The sequence below is a fragment of the Thermodesulfobacteriota bacterium genome (assembly GCA_035325995.1).
Taxonomy (GTDB): Bacteria; Desulfobacterota_D; UBA1144; order Nemesobacterales; family UBA2774; genus JADLGH01.
The window spans coordinates 197620-220076 of the sequence record DAOKYU010000003.1 but is presented as its reverse complement, the minus strand read 5'-3'; the positions used below and the strand labels follow the sequence as shown (position 1 = coordinate 220076).

Here is a 22457-nt window from a genome sequence, read left to right as displayed (position 1 = left end):
CGGTAAGTTACGACACCGAATAAATTTTAACGCAAATTCTTTGCGCAAATCATTTGCATTTTGAATCTTCTGTGTTAGGTTATGAGCCAGGTAGAAAAACAGGTTTAAAAGGAGGATTCAAATGAGGCGGAAATCAGCGGTAAGGAGACTTTTGTTTTTCGTTCTCGTGATAGCGGGGCTCGGGGCGGCGGGATGCGACAAGAAAGAAAGGGACTCGCACGATCACGACCACGAAGAGATAGTAGGGGCGCTCCTGGTATCGGACGCCGAGGCCGGTCGCATCGACATCGTGGACCTCCACGACGGCGACGTAGTATCGTCGATTGACCTCGAGGGCCCGGCGACCATATACCCGACCGCTCACACGTACTACGGGGTTGCGGTACAGACGGAGGAAGGCCTGGTGAATTTCATAGATACCGGGATCGAGATAGAGGAGCACGGGGATCATTTTCACCTTCACGTAGGCGAGCCCGAGCTTCTGGGCTTCGAGCTTTTCGGCACGACGCCGGTGCACTTCGTATCACACGACGGATGGAGCGCGATTCATTTCGACGGCAGCCGGGACGATGGGATAGACGCCGAAGTGGCGGCTGTGCTCGAAAGCACGCTCGGGGACAGCGAGCCCGAGGTGCTTTTCTTCGCGCTGGACGGGCCGGCGCACGGGGCGGCAGTACCTGCACATGACAATAAATTCCTGATCACTGTACCGAATCCCGAGTACGTAAACGGCGTGCCGGGCGCATCCTCGCTGCCCATAGGCGTAAACGTGTACGACGAATTCGGCTTTGTGCTCCAGGAATTCGCCGACGTCGAGGACCCGGACAGCTCGTGCGTGGACCTTCACGGCGAGGCCGTCACGGGGAGCCATTACGCATTCGCCTGCGGAGCCGATTTCGGGGTACTGGTCCTGACCTATAACGAGGTCTCGGGACAGTTTACCTCGAAGAATATCCCGTATCCCGCAGCGGACGTCAGGACGGGAACCCTGATCGCGCACGAGTCCAAAGGCTTTTTCGTCGGTAATTTCGGCACGGCGGCGCTTATAAAAATCAACCCGTCCAATTCCGCGACGGACGTCCTGGACCTGCCCGCGGACCAGTGCGGATTCGTCTTCGAGCAAGACGGCGGGAACGAGGTCGCCGTCCTTACCGTGGACGGATTCATTCAGGTTATCGATTCCAACACGTGGACGATAGAGGAGAGTATTCCGGTAACCTCGCCGTTTTCGTGCACCGGAATCCGCCCGAGGCTCTCGGCCGGGCCGGGGGTCGCGTACGTCAGCATACCGGAGGACGGGACGGTCGTAGAGGTAGGGCTCCACGAGCCGGAGATCATCCGCGAGATAGAAGTCGGCGGAACCCCCGGCACGATGACGGCCTTTGCGATTAAAGAGGTTCAGCATTGACGAAGAAAGCCGCCGGTTGAGCGGCTACGACCAGACAGCGGCCGCCGGGATCCTCAACACCGGCGGCCGCTCCATTAGGGGAAGGAAACATGAATTCAGCGAAGAAGGAAAAATTCGACGTCGTTATTGTGGGCGCGGGGGCGGCAGGTGTGGGAATGGGCTCGCTGCTCAGGCTCCTGGGCCTAAGGAAATTCATCCTCCTCGAAAGGCACGAAGTCGGCGCGTCTTTCGGCAAATGGCCCCGGGAGATGAATTTTATCACCCCGTCGTTCCCCGGGCACGGGTTCGACATGCTGGACCTGAACGCCGTCGTGCCGAACACGTCCCCAGGCCACATATTCAAGCTGGAGCACCCGGACGGGCAGAGCTACCGGATATATCTCAAGAGCGTGGCCACACACTTCGAGCTGCCGGTAAGGACCGGCGTCGACGTCGCCCGCATCGAGCCCCGCCAAGCCGGGAGCTTCGACATACAAACGAATAAGGGCGCGATAAGGAGCCGGTTCGTTATATGGGCGGCCGGGGAATACCAGTATCCGGCCCTGGACGCCTTCCCCGGCTCCGAGCACTGCATACACAACTCGGCCGTCTCGTCGTGGCGGGACATAAAGGGCGGGGACGTCGTCGTTATCGGCGGATTCGAGAGCGGCATAGACGCGGCCGTAAACCTGACCGCGCTCGGGAAGAAGGTGAGCGTGTACGACAGGGAAGAGGCGTGGAAGAGCGAGTCGAGCGACCCGAGCTGTAGCCTGTCGCCGTATACGTCGCGCCGGCTGATATCGGCCGTGGATTCCGGGCGCCTTACACTGAACGGGAATTCGGGCATCGGGGACGTCAAGAAGACGGACGGGGGATACATCCTTTCGAACGGAGCCAAAAAGCTTTTTACGAGCAACCCGCCGGTTCTCGCGACCGGATTCAAATCGAGCCTCGTGATGGTAAGAGACCTGTTCGAGTGGGAGGAGAAGGAAAGCTATCCGCTTCTGACGGAGCACGACGAATCCACCGTCACGCCGGGCCTCTTCCTCACCGGCCCGAACGTAAGGCACGGGGAGCTCATATTCTGCTTCATTTATAAATTCAGGCAGCGCTTCGCCGTAATAGCGAGCGAGCTCGCGGAAAGGCTCGGGAGGCGGAAGCTCGACGAATCGGTCCTGGATTTTTACCGCCGGAAGGGGATGTTCCTCGACGACCTTTCCTGCTGCGGCGACGAGTGTGAGTGCTGAACGAAATCCGGATATTGAATCGGTTATAGCAAAAATTTCAGGGAGGCGGCATGGGCCGGGCGGAACGCAGCATAGAGAACATAGGGAAAACTTACGTCGTCGTAGGGAGGGAGAGCGTCGGGAAGTCGCAGCTCATAGCCTCGCTCACCGGGAAGCCGGCGAGCTCCTCCAACTTCAGGGGCACCACCGTATCGATAGACAAATACACGCTCGGGAACACGGCCTTCCTCGACACGCCCGGGATAATGCGGGACTCGGACAGCATAGCGGTGCGCATGACGCTCAGGCAGCTGAAGGAGAACGACCCGGTGATACTCGTCGTCCAGGCGACGAGCATGGACGAGGACCTGGAAGAGCTGCTTCCCCTTGCAGAGGGCAGGCTCGGGATCATGATCGTCACGTTCCGGGACAAGGTGGACGGGCTTTCGAACGCCGAGGCCGCGTTCGGGAAGCTGAGGGCGCGGGCAGGCGTTCCGGTAATCCCGGTCAATGCCCGGAACCTGTCTGCCGCGGACAAGTCGGCGATCGATGAGGCGCTTTTGTCCCCGGGCATGTTCGCCCCCGGAAATGAAAACGAAAAAACCGGGCTCGAAGCGCCGCCCGAAAGAGGCGTATTCGAAATCCCCGTACTGGGGCAGGCTTTATCACTTATTCTCCTTTTTCTTCCCGCATGGATAGCCGTTCGGAACGCGAACGGCCTGGCCGATTCGTTTTACGACCCGCTCGGAAGAGCGCTTGCCCCTTTACTTGGAGCAGTGAACGCACTTCCCGGGCCGCTCGCAGCGACGCTGGGCGGCGATTACGGATTATTCGCCATGAGCCCGTTCCTCTTTTTATACGCCGTCCCCACGGTGATCGTCTTCTCGGTAATACTCGCCGTCTACAAGGGCAGCGGCCTCATCGACAGATTGACCGTTTCGCTTCATCCGCTCCTCCTGCCGTTCGGGATTTCGGGCCGCGATCTCGTGCGCGTAATAATGGGCTTCGGATGTAACGTCCCCGCCGTCATAAACACGCGCTCGTGCTCGAGCTGCTCGCGCGGGGCGTGCATCTCCGCAATATCGTTCGGCTCCGCCTGCTCCTACCAGCTCCCCGCGACTCTGGCCGTGTTCGGCGCGGCGGGCATGGCGTACCTCGCGCCCTGGTATCTCGCGCTCCTGGCCGCGACCACTCTCATCTACCTCAGGATAACCGTGCCCCGCGAGGCGCGGCTCAGGACAAACAGGCTCAGGCTCACGGGACGGGTTTTTCTACAGTGGCCGCGGCCGAAAGACATATGGCGCGAAAGCTGGTACGTGATAAAGCAGTTTTTCGTCATGGCGTTACCGGTCTTTTTCCTTATATGCATAGCGGCCGCGCTGATGCAGTGGTCCGGCCTGCTCGGCTTTTTAAGCGAGGCGCTGGCGCCGGTCATGTCGCTCTTCCACCTCCCCTGGCAGGCGGCGCCGGCCCTCATTTTGGGATCGATACGGAAAGACGGGATAGCGATAGGCCTCTTAAACGGGGAGATGGATTCGTTAAAGGCGCCCCTCGGGGGGCCGGTCGAGGTGCTTACAGCCGTGTATCTCGCGGGCGTGCTCCTCCCGTGCCTCGTAACGTCGCTTACGGTGGCGCGGGAGACGTCGGCAAGATTCGCTCTCTGGATGATGGCGAGGCAGGCGGCCGCGGCGTCGTGTTTCGCGCTCGTGATAGCCTGGGGCGGGCACGCGGTAACGAGGCTGATTTAGGAATCGGCAGGCGGCCGGATGGAACGGCCTTATCCCGGTTTTCATAATGGAAAGAGAAGAAATGAATACGGATAATCCTGTTCCGCTCACGATAATCGGCGGTTTCCTCGGTGCGGGAAAGACGACCCTACTCAATTACGTGCTTCACGCGGAGCACGGGCGGAAGGTCGCCGTGCTGGTGAACGACTTCGGCGAGATTAACATAGATTCGGAGCTCATCGTCGGCATAGAGAACGAAGTGGACAACACGATAAGCCTTTCGAACGGATGCATCTGCTGCTCGCTCAGGGGAGACATGCTCCTTTCGATAATAGAGCTCCTCGAACAGCCGGAGCCGCCTGAATACATCATCATCGAGGCGAGCGGGGTGTCGGACCCCGCGGCTATCGCCCTTAGCTTCCCGATGCCGGACGTAAGGAGGCTTATAAGGGTGGAGAACATTATAACGGTCGTCGATGCGGAGCAGGTAAAGGGATTGACCAGGGGAGAGAGCGCCGAGCTCGGAATCGCACAGATATCCGTCGCCGACGTCCTGGTGCTGAACAAGGCGGACCTCGTCGGTAACGAGAGGCTGTCCGGCGTCAGGGGATGGCTGCGCGGGATTATGCCCGGCGCGCGGATCGTGGAGGCCAGGTTCGGCAGGGTGCCGCTCGAGCTCGTCTTCGGGCTCGGGGGCTACGACCCGGACAGGCTTTTGGCAAGGGAGCCGGTAGACGTGCACGTTCACGCGGGAGAGCCCGGTCACTCACACGCCGGGGACCGCAGCCACGAAAAGGTGTTCGCGACGTGGAGCTTCGAGACGGGCAGGATGCTTTCATATGAGCTAGTCCGTAAGGCCGTGAAGACACTCCCGCCGACTATATTCCGGGCGAAGGGGATACTGCACCTGGACACGTTCCCCGACATGCGCGGGGTTCTGAACGTCGTCGGAAGGAGGTGCGCGCTTTCGTGGGGGAGGCCGTGGGGCGCTCAAAGGCCGCATTCGAGATTCGTGCTTATTGGAACGCCCGACGGCGTCGACGCGGAGATGCTGGAAGCGCATTTCGAGGGGTGCCTGGAGCCTAATCCCGCACGGTGAGGCCGGTGTAGAAAGCTTCCGCTCGCTACTATGTTTTTCGACGCTGCAGGGTTTACAAATGCGTATCTTGTGGGATACTTAATCGTTTTTACAGGAAATCGGGAGAATACCATGTCGCAAAAATGCATGATCACAGGGAAAAAGCCGCTCGTCGGGAATAACGTATCCCACGCGAACAACAAGCTGAAACGCCGTCAGAACCCGAATCTTCAGTGGAAGAGGATATTCGTCCCCGAGCTCGGAAGAAGCGTCAGGATAAGGATTACCACACGCGCCTTAAGGACGATAAACAAGAAAGGGCTCCTTCCTTTTCTGAAGGATAACGGGCTCACGATAAAGGACCTCGGCTAAACCCCTCCAAAAAATTACTGGAAATCCGGCCAGCCCTGATTATATTGTAGATTGATATGTCGGTCTTCGTAAAACGCATGGCCCGGCCGCTTTTGTTCGGCGCCCTGGGCGCGGCGGCCGCGGCGCTCAGGGACGAGAACAGGCTCAAGACCCTCGTCGGCTCGGCCGGCGACAAGCTGAATTCCGCCCACGCAGGCATAAAATCCGTCGGAAACGACGCACGCACCCTGAGAGACCTCGTAAGGGCCTGGATGAGAAGGGAGTACAGGGAAGTGCCCTGGCCGACGCTTCTTCTTACGGCCGGCGCCCTCGTTTACTTCGTGAATCCACTTGACGCCATTCCCGACATACTGCCGGCGACCGGCCTCGTAGACGACGCCGGCGTGATAGGGTTCGTCCTGGCGTCGGTGAAGAACGACATAGAAAAATTCAGAAAATGGCAGTCGGACCGGACGGGCGTCGTAACCGGCGCCGAAGACACCGGGCCCGGAACGACAGCCGGCCTGTAATCCCCCCCTAGCCTTCCAGGTGCTCGTACTGTGTTTTCAGGTCCTGCACCACGGCGGGATCGGCAAGCGTTGTCGTATCGCCTATCACCGAGCCCTCGGCGATATTCCGGAGTAGCCGCCTCATGATCTTGCCGCTCCTCGTCTTGGGGAGCTCGGCCGTGAATATGATTTCGTCCGGCCTCGCTATCGCGCCAATCTTGCCGGCGACGTGCGCCCTCAGCTTGTCCGTCAGCTGCTTACTCGACTTGACCTTGCTCTTGAGTGTGGTGAACGCGACTATGGCCTGCCCCTTGAGCTCGTCCGGTCTTCCTATGACGGCGGCCTCGGCGACGGAAGGATGATCGACGAGCGCGCTTTCGACCTCCATCGTGCTTATCCTGTGCCCCGCCACGTTCATGACGTCGTCCACGCGGCCGAGAAGCCAGAAGTAGCCGTCCTTGTCCCTCTTGGCGCCGTCGCCCGTGAAGTACATGTGGGGGAACCTGCTCCAGTACTGGTCTACGTAGCGTTTCGAGTCGCCGTATATCGTCCTCAGCATCGCGGGCCAGTGCTTTCTTATGACGAGGTAGCCCGCCCCCTCTTTTATCGTCTTCCCCTTTTCGTCCACTATGTCGGCGTCTATGCCGGGGAACGGGAGCGTGGCCGAGCCCGGTTTCAGGGTGGTTATTCCGGGCAGCGGCGTTATGAGTATGCAGCCCGTTTCCGTCTGCCACCACGTATCGACTATCGGGCACTTGCTGTTGCCTATGTGGAGGTAGTACCACATCCACGCCTCGGGGTTTATCGGCTCGCCGACCGAGCCCAGCAGGCGGAGCGAGCCGAGGTCGTGCTTGTTGGGGTGCTCCTCGCCCCACTTCATGAACGACCTTATAGCCGTCGGGGCCGTGTAAAAAATCGTGACCCCGTACTTCTCGACTATGGCCCAGAACCTGTCTACGTCCGGGTAGTCGGGGGTGCCCTCGAACATTATCGTTGTCGCCCCGTTGGCGAGCGGGCCGTATATGATATAGCTGTGTCCCGTAACCCAGCCGATGTCTGCCGTGCACCAGTAGGTGTCTTCTTCCTTCAGGTCGAACACCAGCTTCGTAGTAGCATAGACGCCGACGAGATACCCGCCCGTCGTGTGCACTATGCCCTTGGGCTTTCCCGTCGTTCCGCTCGTGTAGAGCATGAAGAGCGTGTCCTCGCTGTCCATCTTCTCGGGCTCGCAGTAAGGCTCGGCCTTGGCCATGAGGTCGTGCCACCAGAGGTCCCTTCCCTTTACCATCTTCGGCCTGGCCTCGGCGCCGACCCTCTCTACGACGATCACCTTTTCGACCGTCGGCGCGTCCCTGAGCGCCTCGTCCGAATTTTTCTTGAGAGGTATGATCTTCCCGCGCCTGTAGCCGCCGTCGGAGGTTATGAGTATACGGGCCTGCGAGTCGTTTATCCTGTCACGGAGGCTCTCGGCGCTGAACCCGCCGAAGACGATGCTGTGAGGCGCGCCTGTCCTGGCGCACGCGAGCATTGCCACGGCGAGCTCGGGAATCATGGGGAGGTATATCGTTACCCTGTCGCCCTTTTTGACGCCGAGCGACTTCAGCACGCCGGCGAACCTGTTGACCTCCCTGTAGAGCTCCCAGTAGGTTAGCGTCTTGCTCTCGCCGGATTCGGCCTCCCAGATTATGGCCGCCTTGTTCTTCCGGGCCGTGGCTACGTGCCTGTCGATGCAGTTATACGAAACGTTGAGCTTGCCGCCGACGAACCATTTCGAATGCGGCGGCTTCCAGCTCGAGACCTTGCTCCACTTCTCGAACCAGTCGAGCTCCTTCGCGAAGCCCGCCCAGAATTTTTCGGGATCTTTTGCCGCCCTTTTGTAGACGGCGGCGTTATTGACGTTTGCCTTCCTGCTGAATTTCTTTCCGGGCGGGAACGTGCGTCCTTCGATGAGAAGGTCTTCTATCGTTTTTACGGCGTCAGCCATTTAAGCCTCCTTTATGGAAAAAGGGTCCGGGTGAGATTATTTCAATACTAACAAATGTCGCGTTCGAATTGAAGACTTTTAAATGGCGGAGGCGAGACGGGGATCGCGACCGCTGGGTTAGACCTTTACGCCCACCGCGCCCACGATCTCCCTCCCGTCGAGGCGGGCGAAGTCGGGATCGGCGGCGTATTTGAAAAATGCCGATGTTTCGGTTTCTAGCCCGGCGATTTCGAGCTCGCGCCTGACGAGGCGCGGGTCGAGGAAATTCATGGCGAGCGGCTGGGTTTCGGGGTCGAGCCTGCCCCGCGGTATGAATTTTCGGACGTCTTCAGTCCAGCCCGGCCATTCGAGGCCGTCCGAGACGTTCTTTTCGTAGACCGGCACGAGGTCCCTGAATATGCTCCTGTATACGGAATCGGTGACTATGAACACCTTGCCGCCCGGCTTGAGCCATTCGGCGGCCTTACGGAGGCTCCCCCGTATCCTGTCGCCCGGGAAGAAGTGAAAGACCCGGGAGACGAGTATCCCGTCGATGGAGCCCGGCGATAAATCCAGCTCTTCGGGGAACTCCGCCTTTATGGCTTCGAGGCCCGTTAGGCCGCTTTCGGAGACCCTCGCTTTTATTATTTCGAGCTGGGGCCCGGATATTTCGTCGGCGATCGCGCGGGCGCCCCTTTTGAGGACTTCGAGGACGATGTCCCCGTAGCCGGCCCCGATTTCAAGCATGAGGCCCTTCGTCCTGCCGGCGTGGTCGATGTATGCCTGCGTAATCTCGTCCCTGTAAAGCCATATCCACCCTTCGCCGTCGAGCGTCGGAACGAGCATCCCGTTCTCGATCGGCGCGGGCATTTTCGGAATATCGGCCATCGGCAAATTATAATGCTATTCGCCTTAAGGTCCAAAGCAGGGCGGCTTTAGGGCGTGAAATATGCGTGGTAGCAGCGCTCGATCACAGGCCTAGTTCGTCCTGTCGAAAAACGGCGGCGGGAGGAGCGGCGGCTTTTCTTTCTTCGAGGACTCGCGCTGGAATTCCATCTCGGAGACGAGTATGCTCGGCGCGATCGTCGATACGGGCACGTATCCGGACTCCGCCCCGCAGAAGCCGTTGAATACGGCGTAGTCGTCGCCGGTGGCGATTATCTTGTTTATGGTGACGAGCGGCGTGCCGACTATCTCTATATCCCTGACGGGGGTTTCCTCTCCGGTTTTCGGGTCCACCTTGTAGAGGACGAGCGGCGTCCCGCGGAAGGCCTGGAAGTTGTACGAGGACGTATTCGTCTCCCCTCCCCTCATGCTCTTTATGAGAAGCCCGAAGGGTTTGTTCTGCTTCCTCACTTCCTCGATGAGCATCTCTTTTAGCTTCTCCCTCGGGTATTCGGCCGAGGATTCGACTATGGTATTGCTCATGCGCGCCATCGGGGAGATGCCGTACGAAGCCCTCCCGTGGCCGTTCGATCTGTCGAACCCTTTTACGGGCGTCCGCGAGAGGAGGAAGTTTTTGAGGACGCCGTTTTCGACGAGGACGACCCTCTGGCCGGGGACGCCCTGGTCGTCGAAGGGATAGTAGCCCATGAGATGCGTGCCCTGAAAGCTGCTCCTGGAGGGGTCGTCTACGACCGTGAGGAATTCGGGGATTATCTTCTTTCCGACCTTCTCCTTGAATGTCTGGCCTTCGTCGTCGTCGATCTGGCGCTCGCCTTCGAGCCTGTGCCCGAGGGCCTCGTGGAACACCACTCCGGCCGCCTCGGGCTCGAGGAGCGCGGGGACGGTCAAAGGCTGGAGCGCGCGTGCATTCCTCATGAGGAGTGTTTCCTCGACCATCTCCCTGACCGTCTTTTCGAGCTCGTCCGGCGAAGGGATGTCTTCGGGTGAAACGTAGTAGAGGTTCCTGTAGTTCTCGACTATCTTGCCGTCGTCCGCCCTGGCCGTTACCTGGGCGTCTATGGAATAGAGTATCTCGTCCCTGATGTAGCGGGTCCCCTCGGTGTTGACGAAGTACACCGTCTCCTTCTGGGCCGTAACGGCGATGTCGGCGTCGAGGATGTCCTTGTACTCCTTATAAACCGCCGACACGTCCCTCGCGATCTTCTCCCACTTTTCGGGATCGAACGGGAGCGTTAGCTCCGGACCGTAAAAGACGTGGGCCGGCTCTTTCGTGAAGCTGCCGATCTCCTCGTCCTTCACTTCCTGCACGTTGCCCGCTTTTTTGTTGAGATACTGCGTGAGGGCGTCTTTATATGCATAGTCCGTCACCTGCCAGAGCACCGTCCTTATTGCGTCGGGGTCGTCGTCTATGGGCACCGAGGACGAGCCGCCGAACGGCAGCCCGCCGCCCGAGCGTCCTTTAATGGAATTATCGAACTCGTAGTCCCCGACGCGGACGTCCACGAAGAGGCGCCTGATCCTGTTTTCGGTCGATGAGACGACGGCGCCGTACTTGGCCTCTATCTCGTAAAACGTGTTGTCCTTAATCTGGTAGCTGATGAAGTATGGGTCCTCGTAGCCTTCGAGCCTGAGCTTTCCCATAGAGCGGGTGAGCTCGTCGCTCATTGCGTCGAGAACGAGGGCATCGTCCCTTCGCATGTCGTTTTTCGGCATGTCCTGCGTGGCAGGAGACGCGGGTAGCGAATAAAAAGCCGCGGCAAGGAGAACCAGCAGCGCGGTATATCTTAAAAGAACGAGTCGTGAATTCATAAATGTAAAAGCTTACTCCCGGGTAAGTCTATGTAAAGTGAGATCGCTCAACTATCCCTTGTAAAGATAGAAAAAGGCCATGACCACGGCGAGGACCAGCCTGTATATGACGAAGACGGTGTAGCTGGCGTTTCTTACGAATCCGAGGAGGAATTTTATCGCGAGGAACGCGAAGACCGCCGAGGCCAGAAAGCCGGCCACGAACGGCGTGCTCGTGACGGCGGAGAGATCGAGATGCCGGACTTCGAAGACCCCGGCGCCGGCTATGAGCGGGGCGGCCATGAGGAACGAGAATTTTGCGGCCTCGTCGCGCCTGAATCCCCTCATCATCGCGCCCGTTATAGTGACGCCCGAGCGGGATACTCCCGGGATTATCGCGAGGGCCTGCGAAAGGCCTATGATAATGCAGTCCGTGACGTTCATGTCGGCGACGGACTTTCTTTTTTTCGAGAACCTGTCGGAGAGGTAAAGGAGTATCGCGAAGAGGGACAGGAAAAAGGCTATCGAGAGCGGGTTTCGGAGAATGCCGGCCGCCTGCTCCTCGAAGACGAGCCCGGCGAGCCCCCCTGGCACGGTCGCGATTAAGAGATAAACGCCGATTCTTCCGTTCGGACGGCCCTCGAAGCTTCCCTTGAATACGCTCCTTACGAACTCGTCTATAATGACGGCCCAGTCGCGCCAGAAGAAGAAGATTATGGCGACGAGGCTCCCGACGTGGAGCGCGACGTTGAACGGAAGCCCCTCGTCCTGCCACGAGAGAAACCACGGAACGAGGACGAGGTGCGCAGTGCTGCTTATCGGAAGGAATTCCGTTATACCCTGCACCGCCCCAAGGATTATCGACTGTATAAGATCCAATTAATTCATTCCCTTGCCGCGTATCCTCTGTGGTGCGAGTATTTCCCTGAGAAAGGAGCCCGTGCTCGACGTTTTATTCGCCGCGACCTCCTCGGGCGTCCCTTCGGCCACGACGTAGCCGCCGGCCTCGCCGCCCTCCGGGCCCATGTCTATGATGTGATCCGCTGATTTTATCACGTCGAGATTGTGCTCTATAACTATCGCGGTGTTTCCCATGTCCGTCAGCCTCTGAAGGACGTCGATGAGCTTCCTGACGTCGTCGAAGTGAAGCCCTATCGTCGGCTCGTCGAGGATGTATAGCGTTTTTCCGGTGGCGCGCCGCGAAAGCTCGCGGGAGAGTTTTATGCGCTGCGCCTCGCCGCCCGAAAGCGTCGTCGCCGGCTGGCCGAGCCTTATGTATTCGAGGCCCACCGCTTCGAGCACGTCGAGCTTCGATTTTATATGCGGGACGTTCCTGAAAAATTCGGCCGCCTCGCTGACGGTCATGTCCAGAACCTCCGCGATGTTTTTACCATTATACTTAACTTCGAGGGTTTCGGAATTATATCTGTTCCCGCCGCACCTTTCGCAGGTAACGTAGACGTCGGGAAGGAAATGCATCTCTATCTTGACGACGCCGTGGCCGAGGCAGACGGGGCAACGCCCTTCCCTGACGTTGAAGCTGAACCGTCCGGGCTTGTATCCTTTTATGTTCGCCTGCGGCAGCATCGCGAAGAGGTCCCTTATCGGCGTGAATATTCCCGTATAAGTCGCGGGGTTCGACCTCGGCGTCCGGCCTATCGGCGTCTGCTCGACGTTGACGACTTTATCTATGCCCTCGTCGCCCGTGAGCTTCTCGTGCCTCCCGACGTATTCCTTGCTCCTGTAAAGCTTCTTGCCGAGGGCGTTATATAGGGTGTCGATGACGAGTGTGCTTTTGCCCGAGCCCGATACGCCCGTCACGCACGTGAAGACGCCGAGCGGGAAAGGGACGTCTATGTTTTTCAGGTTGTGCTCGGAAGCCCCTTCGATTTTTATATACCCCTTCGGCTGCCGCCGCGTCACGGGGACGGGGATGGTGATGTCGCCCGAGAGATAGCCGCCCGTGAGCGAGCCGCGCTTTTTGATAATGTCGTCCACGCCGCCCTCGGCCACTATCCAGCCGCCCTTCTCACCCGCCCCGGGGCCTATATCGACGATGAAGTCGGCGCTCCTTATCGTCTCCTCGTCGTGCTCGACGACGATGACGGTGTTGCCGATGTCGCGGAGGGATTTGAGCGTGTCGATGAGCCGCCTGTTGTCCCTCGGATGGAGGCCTATCGTCGGCTCGTCGAGGACGTATGTTATGCCCGTTAGCTTCGAGCCCACCTGCGTCGCGAGCCTTATCCTCTGGGCCTCGCCGCCCGAGAGCGACGGCGCCGTGCGGTCGAGCGTCAGGTACCCGAGCCCGACCTCCGTCAGGAACGTGAGGCGGGAGACGATCTCGGTGACCACCCTTTCGCCTATGGCCTTTTCGCGCGGCGTGAGGCTCAGATTGCCAATGAATTCAAGGGCCTTTAACGCCGACATCGATGCCACGCCGTATATAGACCTGCCCTCTATAAGCACCGAAAGGGCCTCTTTCCTGAGGCGTGAGCCGTTACAGGCCGGGCAGACTGTCGTCCGCATGAACTGCGCCAGCTTTTCCCTGACCGGCGGGGAATCGGTTTCGGTGTACCATGCCGTGAGTATCGCGGCGACGCCGCTGTATTCGTCCCGGTGCTTTATCGTCCTCCCATTCCTTTCCCTCTTGTAGACGATGTCTTCGCCGCCCGAGCCGTTTATGATGATCTTTTTCGCCTTCGCCGGGAGCTTTTTGAACGGGACAGTCATATCGATACCGTAGTGCGCGGCGACGTTTTCGAGGATGTTTTTAAAGTAGCTTGAGCCGCTCCACGGTATGACCGCGCCCTCTTCGAGCGAGAGCTCCTCGTCGATGAAGAGCTCGGGGTCGCAGAACCACGTCTCGCCCATGCCCTGACATTCCGGGCACGAGCCATAGGGGCTGTTGAACGAAAAGAGGCGCGGCGAAATTTCCGGATAGCTCATCCCGCACTGGGAGCATGCGAACTTGTCACTGAGCGTCATGCCCTGTCCGGATGCGGTTTCGACCCTGACCACGCCGCCCGAGCGCCTGAGAGCAAGCCTGAGGGAACCGGCGATTCTTTCGGTGCGCTCTCCATCGCGAAGGGCTATCACGTCCACGAGCAGCTCTATCGTGTGCTTCTTCCGGCGTTCGAGCTTTATCTCCTCGTCGAGGTCGCGCACCTCGCCGTCTATCCTGACCCTCAAAAATCCCTCGCGCCTGAGGTCGTCGAGCTCCTTTTTGTACTCGCCCTTCCTGCCCCGTATTATCGGGGAGTACATGTAGACCCTCTCCCCGTCGCCGAGGCCCGAGACGCGCTCTATCATTCGATCGAGGCTCTGCGCCGTTATCTCAATGCCGCAGTCGGGACAGTGCGGCTTTCCGAGCCGGGCGTAGAGGAGCCGGAGGAAATCGTAGATTTCCGTGATCGTGCCAACCGTCGAGCGCGGGTTACGCTGGAATGTCTTCTGATCGACGGACACCGACGGCGAAAGCCCTTCGATGGAATCGACGTCGGGCTTGTCTATCTTGTCGACGAACTGCCTCGCGTATGCGGAGAGGGACTCCATGTATCTCCTCTGGCCCTCGGCGAACAGCGTATCGAAGGCGAGGGAGGACTTCCCGGAGCCGCTTACACCGGTTATGACGACGAGCTTTCTTCTGGGGAGGCTGAGGGAAATATCCTTCAGGTTATGCTCCCTCGCGCCGGTAATCTTGATGGATTTCAAGGTGGAATATAAGTTTACCTGCTATTTGGATTTACCGAACAGGCCCTCGTAACCTGCCCGAATTACTCATATTCCGGGACGCACCGTAGCCCTTACGCTCTTATGCGAACGATTTAATATCGTCCACCGTCTTTTTATCGAGCTTCTGTAGGACGGCGTTTACGAGCTTTACGGTGTTGTCGAAATCGTCCCTGTGGATTATGGAGTTGTGGCTGTGTATGTGGCGCGTCGGGACGCCGAGGACGACGGTCGGGACGCCGTATTTGTGGAGGTGGATCACGGAGCCGTCCGTCGCCCCTCCCTCCATCGTCGTGAACTGAAGCGGTATCTTCGATTTCTTGGCGGTGTCGATGACAAGGTCCCTAAGTTTGAGGTTCGGTATCATGCGGGCGTCGTAGAGAAGTAGCGACGGGCCGCCCGTGAGCTTGGTCGAGGATTCGTCCGGCTTTATTCCGGGCACGTCGCCGGCGATGTCCGATTCGAGTATTATGGCCACGTCCGGGCTTACCATCTCGACGCTCGTCGTGGCGCCGCGTACTCCGACCTCTTCCTGAACGGTGGCGACGCCGTAGACCGTGTTCGGATGCTTGCCGGAGGGCAGGGACTGCATCGCCGACAGCATCACCCCGCAGCCGACGCGGTCGTCGAAGGCCTTCGACATGTAGGTCTTCGGATTGGCGAGCACAGTGAACTCGCTTACGGGGACTATCGGGTCGCCGACCCTTACGCCGGCCTTCTCGACGTCTTCCTCGGACGACGCGCCTATGTCGATATACATGTTCTTCCGCTGAACGAGCTTTCCGCGCTCGTCCTGTGAAAGGAGATGCGGCGGCTTCGCGCCTATGACGCCCACGACCTCACCCTTACGCGTGATTATAGACACCCTCTGCCCCAGGAGGACGTGATCCCACCAGCCGCCTAGGGTCGTGAACCTTATGAACCCGTCCGACGCTATGTGCTTCACCATGAAACCTATCTCGTCCATGTGGCCCGCGAGCATGATCCCGGGCGCGGGGGACTTCCCGGGCTTCTCGCAGATGAGGCTCCCCATGTTGTCCTGGCTTATCCTGCCCAGGGCCTTTAAATGCCTCCGCATGATGCCGCGTATTTCGGTTTCGTATCCGGGTATGCCGCTCGCCTCGGTGAGCTCCTTTAACATCTTTTCGGTCTTGTCCATACGTATAACTCCCTCTGGTCTATATAATGTGTGTCAGGAATTTTCCTGAAGGCGCCTCCGGCGGGAGGAGTTTAGAAGTATCACCGTTTCACCGAACTTTTGTCAACAAAAAGCCGCTTTTCGGCCGGCGGTAATCTGTGAAAAAAAGACGCGGAACCGGGGCTTGAAAAAGCCCCGTCCCGAAGTAGACTAGCACCTGACTCCCATGATAGAGTACGACAAAGGGATTCATCTCAAGGGCACGGACCTCTGGTTCGATTCGGGAAGGAAGAGAGAGCTGTCCTTCGTATCGAGCGCCGCCGTCGAGGGCCCCTTCAATTCAGAGAAAATCATCGCCACCCCCGAGACCATAAGGCTCCTCGAAGGCAGGATTAAGAATCCGGCCGCGCTCGCGTGCCCTTACGAGAGGCCGTTTTCGCTCGGGAGCGCGCGCGTCGAGCTGATATCTTCGGGTTCGATGCTCGGCTCGTCACAGATATGCGTGGAGAAGGACGGAACGACGGTTATTTACGCCGGGGATATATGCCTCGGTAATCTGCGCACCGCGAGACCCGCGCTGGTGAGAAAATGCGACGTGCTCGTTTTGAAATGCACGTACGCCGCACCGGAATATTCGTTCCCGCCCAGGCACAAGGTCGCCGGGGAAATAGTGGAATTCGTACGCGGGGCGATATCGGCGGGCGACGTGCCCGTGCTGCTCGCCGAGTCTCCGGGTAAAGCCCCAGAGCTCGCGAAGATGTTATCGGACGAGGGATTCACGCTCTCGCTCCGGAAGTCAATCTATGAGACAATGAAAATATACGAAGAGCTCGGCGTGGAAATTTCGAATTACGAGGCGTACAAACCGGGGCGCGCAGAAGGAAGGGTGGTTATGTTCCCCCTCGGGAAGGGGCCCCGGGCAGGGCTCGAAAAGCTGCCTCGAAAGAGGGCGGCGGTGATCGCGGAGTTCTCCCCCGGCGAGAGGGCGGATTTAATGAAGGCGTACGGGGCCGACGAGGCCTTTTTGTTTTCGACGCGGGCCGGCTTCGACGAGCTCGTGCAGATGGTCGAGCTCGTGAGGCCGGGGAAGGTTTATCTCGCGTACGGCCGCGCGCTCGAGTTCGCGCAGGCGCTCAGGAAAAAGGGGTTCGACGCGGCGGCTCTCCACAAGCCGGCGCAGCTTAAGCTACTATAGGAGGCGGAAATGGCTGTCGTTACAAAAACCATAAAACTCACGACGCAGGGGAATACGGACGTCGTCGATGTTACGCGGGAGGTTGAAAGGTGCGTCGCCGAGTCGGGCGTATCTTCAAGCATAGCAACCGTATTCGTCCCGGGCTCCACCGCGGGCGTCACGACGATAGAGTACGAGGGCGGCGCTTTGAGGGACCTCAGGGAGGCGTGGGGGCGGTTAGCGCCCAGGGATATTCACTACCACCACAACGCGAGGTGGGGCGACGGAAACGGCCACTCGCACGTAAGGGCCGCTATCCAGGGCGCGTCGCTCACGGTGCCCTTCGTTTCCTCCGAGCTTTTACTCGGGACGTGGCAGCAGATAGTGCTCGTCGACTTCGACAACAGGTCGCGGTCGAGAGAGATAATAGTCCAGATAGTGGGCGAGTAGCCGGTAGTATGGGAGACGGCCTTCCCGGCCGCCTCCCCGCCTTCGGAGTTCTTAAACGAACTTTACAGAAAAATGCCGGGGTTTATACCTTACGTTGAGGTTCACGATGAGAGGGGTCATCGCCTCTATCATCGCGGAGACTTCGAGCCCGCCGGCGTCGAGAACCCTCAGCTTCGGCATATCCTCCGTGAGCTTCTTGACGATTTCCTTGGCGGCATCGTCGTCGCCGCAGATTACGACGTCGTAGTCGAGCTCGCGGTCTATCTCGCTGAGCTCCCTGGCCGGGAGGTTGTGGTAGGCCGAGACGAGCTTCGCGGTTTCAGGGAGCGCTTCCCTGATTTCGAGCGCGGAAGAGCCCTGCGCCGGGGGATTGAAGAGGAAGGTCTTCCCCTCGCGCTTCATGGATACGACCGGAGTTACTACTACCTGGTCCGAGATGCTGTCCCTGACCTGCGATATTGTAGCCGCAGCATATTCGGGAGGGATGCTGATAATGATGACCTCAGCCTCCTTCGCCGCTTCGGCGTTCGCCATGCCGTGGATCGTTGAATCGATTCCGAGCTCCCTGAGCTTGGCCTGGTATTCGTCTGCGATGCCCTTTGCCTTCTCGTCGCTCCTGGAGCCGATGAAGATTTCGTGCCCCGCCCTGGACCACCTGAGGACGAGCCCCTCGGCTATGTCGCCCGTACCGCCCAAGAGTGCAATTTTCATGTGATTTTTCCCCCTGAAGTTAGTTGAATCTATTTTAACAAAGTAGCCGTGCGAGTAAAGGGACACCATCCTGAGGGGGATTTATGGCCTACAGGGGGTTTTAGCGGAGTCCGTCGCACGCGGCTGGCCGGCGGCAATCAGAACTTTGTCTTGAAATAGAGGAAGAACGAGAAGCTCTCTCCGTTGAAGAAGGAGTCCTCGTTGTCGAGGATGTTGTCGGGAATCGCGACAAACGGCACAACGCCGCCGTAGAATACGGTCTGCTTCGACGTTATGCCGTCGAAAGGATTCGTATCCTCGACGAAAGAAACCTGGGGCCCGGTAAGAACGGGCTCTTCATAAGACACAAGACCGCCGGACGGTGTGTTCATACCGAGCGAGGAAATCAGCGTCTTGCCGTAGGGCTTACAGACGTTGAGTTTATTGTCGTAGAGTATGTCCAAACCAAGCGGCGTGATTTCGTACTCGTCCGGCGAGGGCTCGAGAGTAGCCGCGATTTCGTCGGCGTCTATAAAGGTATAGTTATAGCAATAGGCTTTCGGGCCCAATTCGTACGTGACTTCCGGATTTCCCTGCTCGTAATCGAGCGCTATGGACTCCGCTTCGGTCCCGGCGAAGAACATGGATATAAGCAATAATAAGATTAATCTCACCCGACTTACCTCAGTCCTTATTGTTGCCGCCCATCGCCGGCAACCGCAACTCTCCCTATTTATTAATATATAGATAGGAGCCCACATTTTCAATAGATGAGATTTCCGTTAGATGGATTCACGAACGGCCCGGGCGCCTATTTGTTCCGGCTGAGAAAATCCGCCAAAACGGCGTTGAACCGCTCCGCTTTTTCCTGCATGACGAAGTGTCCGGCCCCTTCGATAACGTAAAGCTCGGAGCCCTCTATCTTTTCGTGCAGGTATTCGGAGTATTTCACGGGCGCGAGTATGTCGAGCGTGCCGGCGACGATGCAGGAGGGGGCCTTTATTTCGTGTACGCGCTCCATGAAGTCGAACTCGTTACAGGCCGAGAGATCGTGATAACAGACCTCGCCCGGCGTAGCGATGAGCCCGTTTTTGAACTCCTCCTTGAGTTCTTCGGGAGAGGTTTCGGCAAAGGACCTCGACGGCGAGACGTCGCAGAATAGCGGATAGTTGTTCTTGACGACCTTTAGCGTTTCGCCGGCGACGCGGAGACGGGCCCCAGTCCCGACGAGGACGAGCGCCTTTACCTTTTCGGGGTAGTCGAGCGCGAAATTGAGCGCGACGCCGCCCCCCATCGAATGGCCCGCGAGTATGAGCTTGCCGAGGCCGAGGGCGTCGGCGAAATCCTTTACGAAATCCTTGTATTCCTCGACAGAGCGGAGGCCCTTTCCACCGGAGCCTCCCCTCCCCGGAAGGTCCGGGATAACGTAATTCCATCCCGCGTCGTCGAGGGGACCCGTCTGGAACCTCCACGTGGCGAGCCTCTGCCCCGCGCCGTGTATGAGGAGGACCGTGGGGCGCGAGGGGTCGATTTCTCCGCTTCCGGCGTAGTTAATAACGGTTCCGTTGACGCTTATCTCAGGCATGGTTTTCGAAATGCGCTCCGTGTTTTATTTTGCGAGCTTCTCCAGAAAATTATCGTAAAATTCCCTCGTGAGGCCTGCCACACGAAGGGTTTTTCGACGCGACGTCCGCCCGCGTATGATTTCGATGCTCGACTTCGGGACGCCAAGCGCGCTCGATATGATCTCGGTAAGCTGCTCGTTCGCCTTGCCGTCGACCGGTGGGGCCGAAATCCTGACCTTGAGCCTCCCCTCCTCGACCCCGTCTATACCGCCCCGGGAGGACCTGGGCTTTACGAGAACGTCGATAGTTATGGGGTCGTCGGTCATCTTGACTAAAGTCCGTTGGCTATCTGCATCAGCGATTGAACGAGAAACTGTCTCAAAAATACTATTGCCACCAGCACCAGTATGGGCGACAGGTCGAGAGTGCCTCCAATGGGGGGTATTATCCTTCGCGCGTATCTCAGGACGGGCTCCGTGGCCATGTAGAGGAAGCTGACTATCGGGTTATAGGGGTTCGGGCTGACCCATGAGATTATCGCGCGCGCGACGATAATCCACATATAGACGTTAAGCAGCAGATCCAGAACCGTCGCTAATGCAGAGACAAGATTACCGAGAACGCTCAATTATTTATCCTCCTTTGAAAGCTGCCTCGAACGGTTGGCGGCCGCCTCGACGGCGGATATGACGTTCGCCCGGAAGCCCCCGGCTTCGAGCTTGTGTATGCCCTCGATGGTGGTGCCTCCGGGAGAGGATACCTTGTCCTTCAGCACAGCCGGGTGCGACGCTTCGTCTATTATCATCTTCGCCGTGCCGTAGACGGTCTGGGCGGCGAGGCCGAGCGCTACCTGGCGGGGGAGGCCCATCTTGACGCCGCCGTCGGACAATGCTTCGATGAACATCGATACGAACGCCGGGCCGCTGCCGCTGAGCCCCGTTACGGCGTCGAGGAGCTTCTCGTCCTCGACTATATCCGCCGTGCCCACGGACTCGAATATCTTCTTCACCTGCTCCCTCTCTTCGGGGCTCAGGCCCGGGGCACAGTAGAGCACCGAAGCGCCCGCCTGAACGAGGGCCGGGGTGTTCGGCATGACGCGGACTATCTTCGCCTTCTTTTTGAGGGCTGCGGCGATGGAGGCCGTGGTTATGCCTGCCGCTATCGACACGAGGATTTTTTTAGCCGTAATTTGGGGCTTTATTTCGAGGAGCGCTTTTTTGATGGTATTAGGCTTTACAGAAAGGATTACGACGTCGGACCTGGACGCCGCTTCCTTGTTGTCGCCGGTGACGGCGACGCCGTAAGCCGACTTGAGGTGGGAGCGCCTCTTATCGGCGGGCTCGCTCACCGTTATGTCGCCTTTCTTGACCGCTCCCGACGCTATCAGGCCCTTTATGAGGGCCTCGGCCATGTTCCCGCCGCCGATGAATCCTATTTTACCCATATCGTTCCTCCGCCCTCCGAAATATTATGCCCTGCTTCCGAATATCGCGGAGCCTATTCTTACAATCGTCGCCCCCTCTTCGATGGCGGTTTCGAAATCCCCGCTCATGCCCATCGACAGCTCTTTTAGGCCCTGATACTTCGAAGAGTGCTTGTCTCTCAAATCCCTCAGTTTCGCGAAATATGGCCTCGCGCTGTCCGGATCGTCGAAATAGGGAGGCATAGTCATGAGCCCCCTCACGTCGACGCCCTCCATCCCGGAAAGCTCGCTCAGAAAGTCATCGAGGGTCTCGGGCTCGACCCCGCCCTTGGTCTCTCCCCCTGTGTTAACCTCGACCAGGACCGGCATTTTTATTCCGTCACCGGCGCGCGCCCGGCGGTCGATCTCGCTTGCGGCCGAAACGGTATCGAGCGAGTGGATAAGCGCGACGCTCCCGACGAGGTACTTGACCTTGTTTCTCTGGAGGCGGCCTATGAAATGCCATTCGACGCCGGCGTTGTAAATCGTATTGTTCACTATCTCCTGCTTGAGCCGGAGCTCCTGCGCGTAATTTTCTCCGAAGGCGAGAAGCCCGTATCGCGCCGCGCGGACTATGACCTCGGGCTCGACCTGTTTCGTGACGGCAACGAGCTTTACGTCTTCCGCCCGTCTGCCGGACCTGACGGCCGCCGCCTCAATACGTTTCCTGATTTCGTCTATGCGGGCTTCAAGATTCATCTCTGCCAAAGAGCCGTACCGCGCCGAGCTTCGTGAGGGCCCTTAAGACCTCGGGCACCGGGAGGCCGACGACATTCGTGTATGACCCCGTAATACCCTCGACCATGAATGCCCCGATGCCCTGAATGCCGTACGCACCGGCCTTGTCCATGGGCTCTCCGGTCTTAATGTAACCTTCTATCTCCGAAGCCGCAAGCCGGCTTACGCGGACTGAAGTGCTTACGATTTCGGCGTGGAGCGGCTCTTCGCGGGGCTTTACGATCGAGAATGCCGTGAGGACGTGGTGCTCCCTCCCGGAGAGGAGGCCGAGCATTCGGGCGGCGTCATTTTCGTCCGCCGGCTTTCCGAGAACGACGTCGTCCACGACGACTATCGTATCCGCGCCCAGGACGAAGCTATTACCGCCGAGACAGCGCGAAACGGACGCCGCCTTCTCGAAGGCGACCCGCAAGGCGAATTCGCCGGGGGATTCGCCGCCGTGCATGACCTCGTCGGCCGAGGGGCTTATCACTTCGATCGAGAGGCCGACCGATTCGAGTAGCTCCTTTCTCCTCGGAGAGGAGGATGCAAGAACAAGTCTCTGTGACATAACGGTAAAGTAATCCCGGACGCAGG

General features: G+C 58.8%; 22 protein-coding genes. 8 read left to right on the top strand and 14 right to left on the bottom strand.

Annotated features, from left to right (window positions below; translation table 11 throughout):
• Nucleotides 1-121: 121 nt before the first annotated feature.
• From PKC29_05805 to PKC29_05780, 6 genes are all read left to right on the top strand, one after another.
• Nucleotides 122-1408 carry a hypothetical protein gene (locus tag PKC29_05805; GenBank protein HML94925.1) on the top strand — a complete coding sequence of 429 codons (1287 nt, stop codon included), beginning with the start codon at nucleotides 122-124 and terminating at the stop codon, nucleotides 1406-1408.
• Nucleotides 1409-1497: 89 nt separating this feature from the next.
• Nucleotides 1498-2634 carry an NAD(P)-binding domain-containing protein gene (locus PKC29_05800; GenBank protein HML94924.1) on the top strand — a complete coding sequence of 379 codons (1137 nt, stop codon included), beginning with the start codon at nucleotides 1498-1500 and terminating at the stop codon, nucleotides 2632-2634.
• Nucleotides 2635-2684: 50 nt separating this feature from the next.
• Nucleotides 2685-4361, top strand: a complete 1677-nt coding sequence (locus PKC29_05795) for a nucleoside recognition domain-containing protein (protein HML94923.1) — start codon at nucleotides 2685-2687, stop codon at nucleotides 4359-4361.
• A 46-nt stretch (nucleotides 4362-4407) separates the two neighbouring features.
• Nucleotides 4408-5439, top strand: coding sequence for a GTP-binding protein (locus PKC29_05790; protein ID HML94922.1), 1032 nt, complete (start codon nucleotides 4408-4410; stop codon nucleotides 5437-5439).
• 111 nt (nucleotides 5440-5550) lie between these two features.
• Nucleotides 5551-5790, top strand: coding sequence for a 50S ribosomal protein L28 (gene rpmB / locus PKC29_05785; GenBank protein ID HML94921.1), 240 nt, complete (start codon nucleotides 5551-5553; stop codon nucleotides 5788-5790).
• Nucleotides 5791-5846: 56 nt separating this feature from the next.
• On the top strand, nucleotides 5847-6299 hold the full coding sequence (locus PKC29_05780; GenBank protein ID HML94920.1) for a YkvA family protein: 453 nt from the start codon (nucleotides 5847-5849) through the stop codon (nucleotides 6297-6299).
• A 7-nt stretch (nucleotides 6300-6306) separates the two neighbouring features.
• Here PKC29_05780 and acs read toward each other — a convergent pair whose 3' ends face one another.
• The 6 genes from acs to PKC29_05750 all read right to left on the bottom strand — a co-directional run bounded on the left by acs (nucleotide 6307) and on the right by PKC29_05750 (nucleotide 15823).
• A complete protein-coding gene (acs, locus tag PKC29_05775) occupies nucleotides 6307-8262 on the bottom strand; it encodes an acetate--CoA ligase (GenBank protein HML94919.1) in 1956 nt (651 codons plus the stop codon).
• 117 nt (nucleotides 8263-8379) lie between these two features.
• The gene (locus PKC29_05770) at nucleotides 8380-9111 is read right to left on the bottom strand and encodes a class I SAM-dependent methyltransferase (GenBank protein HML94918.1); all 732 of its coding nucleotides are present in this window, start codon (nucleotides 9109-9111) and stop codon (nucleotides 8380-8382) included.
• Nucleotides 9112-9219: 108 nt separating this feature from the next.
• Nucleotides 9220-10956 (bottom strand): TldD/PmbA family protein, encoded by a 1737-nt coding sequence (locus tag PKC29_05765; GenBank protein ID HML94917.1) that lies wholly within the window; start codon nucleotides 10954-10956, stop codon nucleotides 9220-9222.
• Nucleotides 10957-11007: 51 nt separating this feature from the next.
• Nucleotides 11008-11814 carry an undecaprenyl-diphosphate phosphatase gene (locus PKC29_05760; GenBank protein HML94916.1) on the bottom strand — a complete coding sequence of 269 codons (807 nt, stop codon included), beginning with the start codon at nucleotides 11812-11814 and terminating at the stop codon, nucleotides 11008-11010.
• Nucleotides 11815-14646, bottom strand: coding sequence for an excinuclease ABC subunit UvrA (gene uvrA, locus PKC29_05755; GenBank protein HML94915.1), 2832 nt, complete (start codon nucleotides 14644-14646; stop codon nucleotides 11815-11817). It lies immediately after the preceding gene.
• 100 nt (nucleotides 14647-14746) lie between these two features.
• A complete protein-coding gene (locus PKC29_05750; GenBank protein HML94914.1) occupies nucleotides 14747-15823 on the bottom strand; it encodes a M42 family metallopeptidase in 1077 nt (358 codons plus the stop codon).
• A 205-nt stretch (nucleotides 15824-16028) separates the two neighbouring features.
• Between PKC29_05750 and PKC29_05745 the strand changes: the two genes are divergently transcribed.
• Nucleotides 16029-16997 (top strand): MBL fold metallo-hydrolase, encoded by a 969-nt coding sequence (locus tag PKC29_05745; protein HML94913.1) that lies wholly within the window; start codon nucleotides 16029-16031, stop codon nucleotides 16995-16997.
• Nucleotides 16998-17006: 9 nt separating this feature from the next.
• Nucleotides 17007-17426: a secondary thiamine-phosphate synthase enzyme YjbQ gene (locus PKC29_05740; protein HML94912.1), complete on the top strand. Its 420-nt coding sequence runs from the start codon at nucleotides 17007-17009 to the stop codon at nucleotides 17424-17426.
• A gap of 51 nt (nucleotides 17427-17477) precedes the next feature.
• Here PKC29_05740 and npdG read toward each other — a convergent pair whose 3' ends face one another.
• From npdG to PKC29_05700, 8 genes are all read right to left on the bottom strand, one after another.
• Nucleotides 17478-18137, bottom strand: a complete 660-nt coding sequence (npdG, locus tag PKC29_05735) for an NADPH-dependent F420 reductase (protein HML94911.1) — start codon at nucleotides 18135-18137, stop codon at nucleotides 17478-17480.
• A gap of 137 nt (nucleotides 18138-18274) precedes the next feature.
• Nucleotides 18275-18790, bottom strand: coding sequence for a hypothetical protein (locus PKC29_05730; GenBank protein ID HML94910.1), 516 nt, complete (start codon nucleotides 18788-18790; stop codon nucleotides 18275-18277).
• A gap of 137 nt (nucleotides 18791-18927) precedes the next feature.
• On the bottom strand, nucleotides 18928-19701 hold the full coding sequence (locus PKC29_05725; protein ID HML94909.1) for an alpha/beta hydrolase: 774 nt from the start codon (nucleotides 19699-19701) through the stop codon (nucleotides 18928-18930).
• A gap of 24 nt (nucleotides 19702-19725) precedes the next feature.
• Nucleotides 19726-20007, bottom strand: coding sequence for a DUF167 domain-containing protein (locus PKC29_05720; GenBank protein ID HML94908.1), 282 nt, complete (start codon nucleotides 20005-20007; stop codon nucleotides 19726-19728).
• Between the two features lie 5 nt (nucleotides 20008-20012).
• Nucleotides 20013-20309 carry a YggT family protein gene (locus PKC29_05715; protein ID HML94907.1) on the bottom strand — a complete coding sequence of 99 codons (297 nt, stop codon included), beginning with the start codon at nucleotides 20307-20309 and terminating at the stop codon, nucleotides 20013-20015.
• Nucleotides 20310-21125 carry a pyrroline-5-carboxylate reductase gene (proC, locus tag PKC29_05710; protein ID HML94906.1) on the bottom strand — a complete coding sequence of 272 codons (816 nt, stop codon included), beginning with the start codon at nucleotides 21123-21125 and terminating at the stop codon, nucleotides 20310-20312.
• A gap of 24 nt (nucleotides 21126-21149) precedes the next feature.
• Nucleotides 21150-21842: a YggS family pyridoxal phosphate-dependent enzyme gene (locus PKC29_05705; GenBank protein HML94905.1), complete on the bottom strand. Its 693-nt coding sequence runs from the start codon at nucleotides 21840-21842 to the stop codon at nucleotides 21150-21152.
• A complete protein-coding gene (locus PKC29_05700; protein ID HML94904.1) occupies nucleotides 21832-22431 on the bottom strand; it encodes a Maf family protein in 600 nt (199 codons plus the stop codon). Before PKC29_05700 ends, PKC29_05705 begins: the two co-directional genes overlap by 11 nt.
• Between the last annotated feature and the right edge of the window lie 26 nt (nucleotides 22432-22457).